A 5,292-nucleotide genomic window follows, 5' to 3' on the forward strand; every position below is an offset into this window, starting at 1 on the left:
TTACTTGTTTTTCAGGGTCGACTATGTTAGGCAAAGCAAAGACAACGGTGACTTCTACTTTTGCAGAGAGTGAGCGCAAAAAAGGAGGGCGCCCAAAAAAGCCTGAAGGCGAACATGCAAAAGAGAATCGCTTTGCTACGTATTTTAGCCCCAGTGAGCTTGCTATTGTTGAATCGGCTGCCAATAGCTATGGTATGACCGTTGGGAAGTTTATCAAAATGGCAACTGTGAGAATGGCAAGGCTAGAGAAATAATTGGCTATAAATAACTGTTTTATAACGATATTATATTGTTTTTAAATATTTTATTATCATAAAAAATATACCCTAAAGACTTATAAACACTCCCTCTTTTGCGGTACATTTTTGAAAATATTTTATCTGAGTCATTGATGTCAACGACAAGTAGCTCTCGTGTATGGTCTCTTCCAATCCTACCTAAAATCTGAATCAGTCTGGAAGGATGCGAAATCGGAGTGGCTAGAATAAGCGTATCAATATTTTTAAGATCCATTCCTTCTCCAAGCAAGCTAGTTGTTCCTAGCGTAACATTGAACATTGATCCCGTGGTTCTAAGCCTTGAAATAACCAATGCACGCTCTTTAGGATTCATGCCTCCATGGACTATTTCATGATCGATCGTGTTTACATGTAAAGCGGAAGAGAGATGTGTAATATGCTCAATTCGATCACTGAGTAGCAGAATATTTCGATGAATATTTTGTTTTATGGCATTAAGTAAAAGTTCATTTCTCGTTTTGTCTGCGATCAACTCAGAAATTATCGCATGGTATTCACTCTCTTTACTTTCAAAATGACTTCTGTATTCAAGCACTCTTTTGATGCGCCCATCGTGCTTAACGTGTTTAAATAGAACTTCACCTAGCGCGTAATTGACAAAGGGTGTTTTACTATCGGCTCGCTGTAAAGTAGCACTAAAACCATAGGCTCGTATGCCATTAAAGGCTTTAATTGCTTGATAAGCACTGTATGAAGCTGCATGATGGCATTCATCCACCAAAAGAAGTCCGTATTTATTCCTAATAAAACCATCACCTTCGGTTTCAATCGCATTGGCTAAGGATTGTACGGTTGCGATATCTACCGTTTCAAGCAGTTTTTTTCTACTTCCATGAAAGGTACCAATCTGTTTCTTACTCAGTCCTGTCCATTTGGTAATTTCATCCACCCATTGTTTAAGAAGTTCCATTTTATTGACAAGAATCAGTGTTTTAAGTCCCAGTTGACTCATTAAAGCTATAGCAATGAGTGTTTTACCAAATCCTGTTTGTGCATGTAAAATACCTCTTTCTTTAGAGTCAAGTAATGCTTCAAGCGCTAAGGTTTGCTCTTCTTTTAATGTAGCGTTGAAACACAATGGCTCTAAAAGGTATGGAGAGCTTCGTTTATCATCCATAATGATTTGACAATCACTCTTTTCAAAGAGCTCTAAGACATCTTCTAACACACCAAGTGGTAAGATAAGGTATTTTTCATCCATTTCAAATGCACTTAAAAATCGTGGAATATGAACCACAACTTTTTTCAGCTTTTGTGCTTTTATGTAATCGGGATTTGAAAATGTCACTAACTGCATCAGTCGATAAATGGCTTTTTTGGAAAGATCTTTTTTAGGGATATAAATGGCATTATCAAGAACAATTTCAATCGATTCTGGTAAAGGTACTTTGGAGGTTCTATCTGCAATCCTTTCCCACGGCGGCAAATATAAAGAATCATTGGCATAAGCATGAAACTCTTCTTTGCCGGTGAGTTCATACACTAAGGATGAAGAAACTTCCTCAATCTGTTCTAAAAAAAGAAACTGATTTTCATACGTTTCGAGAGTATTGGGATCAAAGAAAAGAGTGCCTTTATTGGCTTTTGCACTGCTAAAATGCAAAGGAACGGCGATAAGATTGCCAAGACCATCTTCTGGCACAAAATCTTGACTGGGGAAAAAGCGATCAAAGGTACTTAAGCTCAAAGACGTTTTACTAAACGCATCATTGAGGATTAAATCACCCAGTCTTCTAGCGTTGATCGCAAGAACAGGCGCATCAAACCACATCCAAAGATGCACACCTTTTCCTGATTTGGAAAGCTCTGGATAAAGCGTTACTCCAAATTTTTTAGCACTTTCAATGATGGATTGGGCATCTTCAAGCGCTTTTGAGCGTGAAAAATCACCATGATATGCTTTATCGTCCAAATCAATCACAAGAAAAATACAACGATTACTCTTTTGCATGGCGTATGAACCAAGTCTAATTTTTCCTTGCAAATGGAGCTTAATCGCTTCATCGGTGAGCGGTAAATAGGCAAATGTTTTACCCTCATAATTATCTTTTAGTGGATAATAGCCTTTTTTGTTTTGACGCTCTTTAGCATAAACATCACCTCTTGCAAAAAAGCGTTTTTTAAACAGGGCTATTTTTTCAAATGAAGGCAGTTGATAATAGCTCAACTCTTTTTTGAGTAGCTCAATAGAGTTTTCAATCTGCCTTTTTTGAATTAAAAGATTTTTTAGTTTTTCATGTGAATTCAACGGCTATCCTACAACACCATAAATGCTTTTGCAGAGTCAACAACAATGCGTTCCTTTGCAGGATAGGTTTCAAAAAGTTTTTGTTGATTGTCGTTTAGCACAGAGTGGTATTTGACTTCAATAAGTGTTTCATCATCCGTGATAAAGTCTATTTCATTGCTCTCTTCATACACATAGCGAGGGTTTCTCTGCTTGAGTTTGAGATAAACAAGATTTTCAAAAATAGCTCCTTTATCACGATACCCTGTAATAAGATTACGAATACCCACATCACCTGCATAAATTTTTTTAGGATGACGAAGTCTTTCATTGAGTTTGCCATGTCTCTCAACTGTGTAGATAAGGTAGGTCTCTTCAAAATAGCTTTGAAATCGCCTTGCTGTATCGACACCGATGCCTAAGATATTTGCTATTTTATTGAGACTGAGTTGTTTACCTGAACGTTCCATCAAAAGTTTAAAAAAGTCTTTTACCATCTGTTCATCTTTGATTTTATGATAAGCGATAATATCTTTATAGATGATATTGTCAATAAGATTGGAGAGATACGAAATATCTCCCGTAAGAACATACTCAGGCATTCCTCCGTCTTTCATATACTCTTCAAAGTAGCTCTCAATTAAGTGGGTGTCGGCTTTTTTAATCACAATATTTTTAAACTGCAAATACTCTTCAAATGAAAGTGGCATCACTTCAACTAAACGCTGACGTCCTGTTAAAAAAGCTTGACTGTCTTTGAGCAAGGAGGCGGAAGAAGCGGAAGCAAAGATTTTTACATCACCTAAATCATATAGATTTTTAAGTTCTTGTTGGTAGGCCTTTTTAGAGGTTACTTCATCAAAAAAGAGATAGATCATTTGAGAATTTGGTAGTTTATGCAGCTTTCGATACTCTGTTACAATATCTGCGATACTTAGTCCCTCAAGAGCATATAAATCTAAACTAATATAAAAGATATGTTTTGGCTCAATTTTCTTTACATGTAAAAGCAGATTGACAATCCCTTTAAGAAGAGTCGTTTTCCCTACACGACGAAGACCTGTTAGAAAAATGATGTCTTTGTTATCGATGTATCCTTGTAATTCATTCAAATAAACATCTCTTTGAATGGCATTAAAGACAAAAGGCTCTTCCCACCAAGGATTGGATTTGTAAAAAAGTGCTTCCATATTTATTCCAATAGTATAAAATATTTTAATAGTATACTATATTGTAGTATAAAATACACTATTATGTTTATAATAGTGTATTGATTTTTCATCAAAAAACCTTTGGTAGCCATTTAGGTATTATTCAAGGTTAATTTTTTGATTTATGAGCTTATTAATACGTTTGATGATGCATGGTTATCAGATCTGCAAAATCACTTTGATCTGCTTTTTTGAGCGCTTGTATATAATCACTACGTTTTGGATTTTCTTTTGCTAATAAATCCTCTTGCCATTTAACAGGCATAAGCCCATTTTGACGTAGGTAAATGTTTGCAAGCATACGACTCCATCTACCATTGCCATTTGAAAAAGGATGAATGAAAACAGCTCCGTGATGAATGCGTGCAGCAATTTCATAATGATCATACGTTTTATGCTTAATCCAAAAAGCTAAATCATCGACTAACTTTTTAAGTTCCATTGGTACAAGATAAGCTTTTATACCGATAGATAGCTCATTATGACGAAGTTTCCCTGCCCAATCCCATACATTACCGAACATCTCCTCATGAAGCTTTAACAGCCAATCATAAGAGAAGGAGGCTTCTTTTTTTGAAGGTGGCGCTGATAAATACTTTAGGGTTGCAATAGCAATATTTTCAGCCTCTTTAATATAAATATCGCTTAACATATAGGTCTTGTTTTTGGGGAGCTTTAATCCTGAGAGATCATGATAGGGTGTCGCATCATCAATGGATTTTGTACTATCAATCATTAAGCTACCCACAATCTCTTTTTATATTCACCGCTTAAAAATGATTGTTCAAACTCGGCAATCATCTTTTCAACGGTTTCTTTCTCTAAACCTTGCATTTCAAGTGCAGAGGTACTTTGAACCAGTGATGCCATAAATTGGGCTTTTTGGTGGGCACGGTTTTTTTGTAGCTGTGTGACTGGAACAACTTCATTACCAGCGAAATCAAGTCCTAAAATAGTGGTAATACTTTCAACCGTACTTAGCTTGACATCGTCACCTGCTAAGAAACGATTGAGTGTTCGCAGACCTAGTTGACTTAGCTTTGCAAGATTTTCTAAACTGATTTTGAGCTGTTTGCGTCGTTGTTCAATTCTTTCGACTAGTTGATTTCTCATCATGATATATCCTTTACAAAATTATGCCATAAATGGCACAATAAATCAAACTATAAAATCATTAATAATAGAGGAGGGTGTCACCTAAAATCCGTAGTTATAGCAGTTTTAATCAAATTTTTTAATAGGTTCAAAGTAACTTTGTTTGCATAACATTGTCACTGTGACAATAATTTGACAACATTTAGGCACAAAAATTTATGCCTTTTTACATAATAACTTCGCCTTATTTCTTGTTTTTCATTCCCAAAAGTCACCTAAAGAAGCACGCATGTTTTTTAGCAATGAGTGAACAAATAAATATCTCTTTTCAATCATTTATCAATGGTTAAACAATTTGGCTTATACTGCGTATGCCCATTTTATTAGATGTTACAATGTCAAAAAAGGCTCTTTTCGTAGAAAGAGCTTAAGGTTATATTACTACACCATATAAATACAT

The 5,292-nt window shown here is 35.5% G+C and carries 5 protein-coding genes; 1 reads left to right on the top strand and 4 read right to left on the bottom strand.

Translation table 11 applies throughout. The features are described 5' to 3' along the window. Window positions 1-254, top strand: a 254-nt coding sequence (locus JU57_RS13360) for a hypothetical protein (RefSeq protein ID WP_294877482.1), incomplete at its 5' end; no start/stop codon positions are given. A 19-nt stretch (window positions 255-273) separates the two neighbouring features. Here JU57_RS13360 and JU57_RS13365 read toward each other — a convergent pair. The 4 genes from JU57_RS13365 to JU57_RS13380 form a co-directional block, all read right to left on the bottom strand. Beyond that, window positions 274-2,547: a DEAD/DEAH box helicase gene (locus tag JU57_RS13365; protein ID WP_037962138.1), complete on the bottom strand. Its 2,274-nt coding sequence runs from the start codon at window positions 2,545-2,547 to the stop codon at window positions 274-276. A gap of 8 nt (window positions 2,548-2,555) precedes the next feature. Beyond that, window positions 2,556-3,716, bottom strand: coding sequence for an ATP-binding protein (locus tag JU57_RS13370; RefSeq protein ID WP_294877483.1), 1,161 nt, complete (start codon window positions 3,714-3,716; stop codon window positions 2,556-2,558). A 154-nt stretch (window positions 3,717-3,870) separates the two neighbouring features. Continuing rightward, window positions 3,871-4,473 (bottom strand): mobile mystery protein B, encoded by a 603-nt coding sequence (locus JU57_RS13375; protein ID WP_037962142.1) that lies wholly within the window; start codon window positions 4,471-4,473, stop codon window positions 3,871-3,873. Then, on the bottom strand, window positions 4,473-4,853 hold the full coding sequence (locus tag JU57_RS13380) for a helix-turn-helix transcriptional regulator (RefSeq protein WP_037962144.1): 381 nt from the start codon (window positions 4,851-4,853) through the stop codon (window positions 4,473-4,475). The genes JU57_RS13375 and JU57_RS13380 overlap by 1 nt, the downstream gene beginning before the upstream one ends. Window positions 4,854-5,292: the final 439 nt, after the last annotated feature.

This window comes from Sulfurospirillum sp. SCADC (assembly GCF_000743525.1).
Classification (GTDB): domain Bacteria; phylum Campylobacterota; class Campylobacteria; order Campylobacterales; family Sulfurospirillaceae; genus Sulfurospirillum.

Bases quoted from the DNA above. Each gene is read 5' to 3' on its own strand.
- JU57_RS13370 (WP_294877483.1), bottom strand. From the start codon at position 3,716: ATGGAAGCACTTTTTTACAAATCCAATCCTTGGTGGGAAGAGCCTTTT.
- JU57_RS13375 (WP_037962142.1), bottom strand. From the start codon at position 4,473: ATGATTGATAGTACAAAATCCATTGATGATGCGACACCCTATCATGAT.
- JU57_RS13380 (WP_037962144.1), bottom strand. From the start codon at position 4,853: ATGATGAGAAATCAACTAGTCGAAAGAATTGAACAACGACGCAAACAG.